4 protein-coding genes are annotated in these 3,436 nt (G+C 39.8%); all 4 read right to left on the reverse strand.

What is annotated here, in order from left to right; all coding sequences use genetic code 11:
- Nucleotides 1-115: 115 nt before the first annotated feature.
- The 4 genes from veg to rnmV all read right to left on the reverse strand — a co-directional run bounded on the left by veg (nt 116) and on the right by rnmV (nt 3,304).
- The gene (gene veg, locus CHI06_RS21855; RefSeq protein ID WP_045515579.1) at nt 116-379 is read right to left on the reverse strand and encodes a biofilm formation stimulator Veg; all 264 of its coding nucleotides are present in this window, start codon (nt 377-379) and stop codon (nt 116-118) included.
- A 282-nt stretch (nt 380-661) separates the two neighbouring features.
- Nucleotides 662-1,546 (reverse strand): sporulation peptidase YabG, encoded by an 885-nt coding sequence (gene yabG, locus CHI06_RS21860; RefSeq protein ID WP_095250686.1) that lies wholly within the window; start codon nt 1,544-1,546, stop codon nt 662-664.
- A gap of 326 nt (nt 1,547-1,872) precedes the next feature.
- Nucleotides 1,873-2,751 (reverse strand): 16S rRNA (adenine(1518)-N(6)/adenine(1519)-N(6))-dimethyltransferase RsmA, encoded by an 879-nt coding sequence (gene rsmA, locus CHI06_RS21865; protein ID WP_095250687.1) that lies wholly within the window; start codon nt 2,749-2,751, stop codon nt 1,873-1,875.
- Entirely contained in the window at nt 2,744-3,304 is a 561-nt protein-coding gene (rnmV, locus tag CHI06_RS21870; protein WP_095250688.1) for a ribonuclease M5, read from the reverse strand. Before rnmV ends, rsmA begins: the two co-directional genes overlap by 8 nt.
- Nucleotides 3,305-3,436: the final 132 nt, after the last annotated feature.

The following is a 3,436-nucleotide window of genomic DNA, read 5'->3' on the forward strand; positions in this document are numbered from 1 at the left end:
CTTCCGCACAAATCAACAGAGTGGTAATATCAACATTTTGCATTAACACAGCCTTTGTAAATAGCAAAAGGCAGAAAATCGGATGATTTTCTGCCCTAAAAAATTGCCCTATATTCTAACTTAAAGCTATGTTTCCTGCTGCGTCCTCATAGAAGGTTATTTGAACTGTTTCGGTAAGTACATCTGCGTAGCTGTATGAAACTCGTTCAAATGCATTTTCTTCTTGATCTAACTCGATTACAAAAACCGAAGGGTACGTTTCGGCTAATACGCCGGATCGTTCGATTGTCTTTCTACGTCCTCCGTTTGCCTTCAGCAACAATCTTTTCCCTAAATTTGAATCTAGAGCCTTTTTAATATCGGCTAAGGTTTTTGGCATTCGGTCCACCTCACTGTGTAAAGTATATCACACTGACATAGTCCTTGTCAAATAAAAACATAAAATTATATCAGTCCGACAAAAAGATTGTCAATATCTTTTCTTCTACTTTTTCTCCCAAATTTCAACAATCATTATCTTTACCTTAAAAAGGGAGGATTATGTGCAATAAAAAAATAATTCCTAGAAAAGTTTATAGTAGGTGACTTTCGAGAACTGTCTAGCTCCAGGCGCCATCGAATTGGGGTCATTAGCAGAATCCTTTCGCTTTTCTATTAGGACTTATGATTCTTCTTCCTGGACAGGATTGTAAGGCATTCCTGTTCGTAAGACACCTTTTGTTTCAATGCCCCCCAGGCCCTTTTCTCCGGTTAGTGTGTTTCGTAAAACATCCCAAACGTTGATACTTTCCATAAACGGCGTGAAGCCAATTTTTGCAACAATATAAACGGGATCTAATGCATGTATATTAATTCGTGATGGGGAACTGGCAAAATTTGCACCTGCATGTATCAAAGATTCAAAGTGAGATTGGCAGGCACCTGCAAAGATAACGAGTTGATCTAAATGAGGAATCTTTCTTCGTGCCTCCTTGACGGTTTGGACAAAGTGCTTTGAGTGGCGGTATGCATTAATATCAGATATTTTCCCCTTTGCCTTAGAATAGGCATCATGACCGGTAATGACTAAAATATCAGGACGGTATTGATCAATTAAGCCGCCAATTTTCTTTGGCATCTCTTTCTCGTTACAATGTACCCCATAGACAGGAATACCAATTTTCTCATATAAAGTCATACACTTTTGTAAGTAATCTTGGTCTCCATCTAAGTGAAGAACCTTTCCTGGAATTTGAAAATAATTGGCTGGCTGTACATAGCCGCCTGTCGCTTCATAATCCTGCCTTTGCTTTATTAAATCAACGTCCTGTGCAAAAAGGCGAAAGGATTGCTCTTCAAGGATTTTGTATTCCTGTATTATTTTCGACCTTGCATTTTTGTTAATCTTCACTAAATCCTCGTAAGGGGCATCTGCCACTAAGCGAATATCTTCACCGTATAGGACTGCAAATCTCTGGCCATTTAGTATTTGAATATCAATAACCCGGAATAGAATATCACAGTTATAGGACCGTCTGCCGACAATATCCATCATCTTTATATTCACTGCTGTCACTCCAATTAGACCAGCTTATAGGCCTTCCAAATAAAGTTTCTCTTTGATAGGCTATGCAACTACACAAGTTAATGTGAATGACGAGTTCAATTACATTGATTTAAAATGAAAGCTGTGTTAAAGGACACTTATGATTTATGAACCTGTTGATTGGAGCGGAAGGCGCTTGACTCCTGCGGGATGAACGAGCACCGTGAGACCCCGCAGGTCGGAATGACCGAGGAGGCTCAAGGGCGAGCCCGCGGAAAGCATAGCGCCTGGAGTGCAAATCAACAGCCTTATTAACACAGCCAACAAAAAAATAGACCTAAAAAGGTCTATTGAAAATAGGTATATAATTCATCGCTCAATTTTCCGAATTCCTCAACGGAAAGAGTTTCCCCTCTTCTCGTTGGATCAATTCCAGCTGCATTTAATGCACTTATGATTTCATCTTTCTTTTCTTTCCCATCCTGAAGTTGACTAGTTAAATTATTTAGAAGTGTTTTTCTCCTTTGTGCAAAACTTGCTCGTGTTACTTGGAAAAAGAATTTCTCATCTTTTACGATTACCGCTGGCTTTTCTCTTCTTGTTAAGCGGATTACAGCCGAATCTACATTTGGCTGAGGGACGAAAACTGTTTTAGGAACAATCATAACCGTCTCCGCCTTTGTGTAGTACTGTACGGCGATAGAAAGCGATCCGTATTCCTTTGTCCCTGGCTTCGCTGAAATGCGGTCTGCGACCTCTTTTTGAAGCATACACACGATACCTCGTATTGGAATCTGTTCCTCTAGCAGCTTCATAATAATCGGAGTCGTCACGTAGTATGGGAGATTGGCAACAACCATAAGATCATCGAAATTTGAAAATTCTGTATCTATGACCTCCTGAACATCTGCTTCAAGTATATCATTATGGATAACTTTTACATTTTCATACGGCGAAAGAGTGTCAGATAATATCGGCAGTAATCTTTGGTCGATTTCAAAAGCAACCACTTTTTTACTCCTGCGGGCAAGCTGTTCTGTCAGTGCACCAATACCAGGACCAATTTCAATCGCCCCTGAATTTTCACCCATTTCTGCAAAGTCAACAATTCTATGTAAGATATTTGTATCAATTAAAAAGTTTTGGCCCAGACTTTTCTTAAAAGAAAATCCATATTTTTCAAGAATGGCTCGTGTTCGAATCGGTGTAGCTATGTCTTTATTCATTTTTTTCCTCCTGTATCACAACTGCGAGTGCCTCTGCAAATTCCTGCCTGCTGATTTGAAACATCATCAATCTTTTATAAAGCTGCTTTCCATTGGTATAACCAATTTTCAAAAGTTTTCCCAACATGACCCTTCGCTCTTTTGATCCTGCTCCCCCAATGAGTCCCGCTGTCATTAAGTCCTCTTGTGTGATTTCCTCTTTAATCGTATCTGACATGATTTGTGCGTCTCTTAATGCGTTTCTTATTGCTTCTAAAGAGGCATGTTCAACACCCAGACCTTTTCCATTTTTAGCGATTGCGACTTCTTTCGGTAAAAAAGCGTGTTTTGCGCCAGGTACTTTTTCAGCAATCGTTTTCCTGATTTTTTCACCTGGGTAATCGGGGTCTGTAAAGATGATTACCCCTCGTGTTTCTTGTGCTCTTTTGATTTTTTCGATGGTTTCTTCATTAATTGCGGAACCATTGGTTTCAATTGTATCTGCATCAACAGCTCGTTTAATTGTAGTGGTATCGTCTTTTCCCTCCACCACAATGAATTCCTTAATCTTCATTATTTCCTCCGTACGTGAATGATATAAAAATAAGCTGTGTTAAAGCTAAATGTTGATTTTAGTACCCTGTTGATTTGTGCGAAAGGTGCGAGACTCCTGCAGGAGGACGGGACAGGGGAGACCCCACAGGCG

It is taken from the genome of Bacillus sp. 7884-1 (genome assembly GCF_002272245.1).
GTDB lineage: Bacteria > Bacillota > Bacilli > Bacillales > Cytobacillaceae > Neobacillus.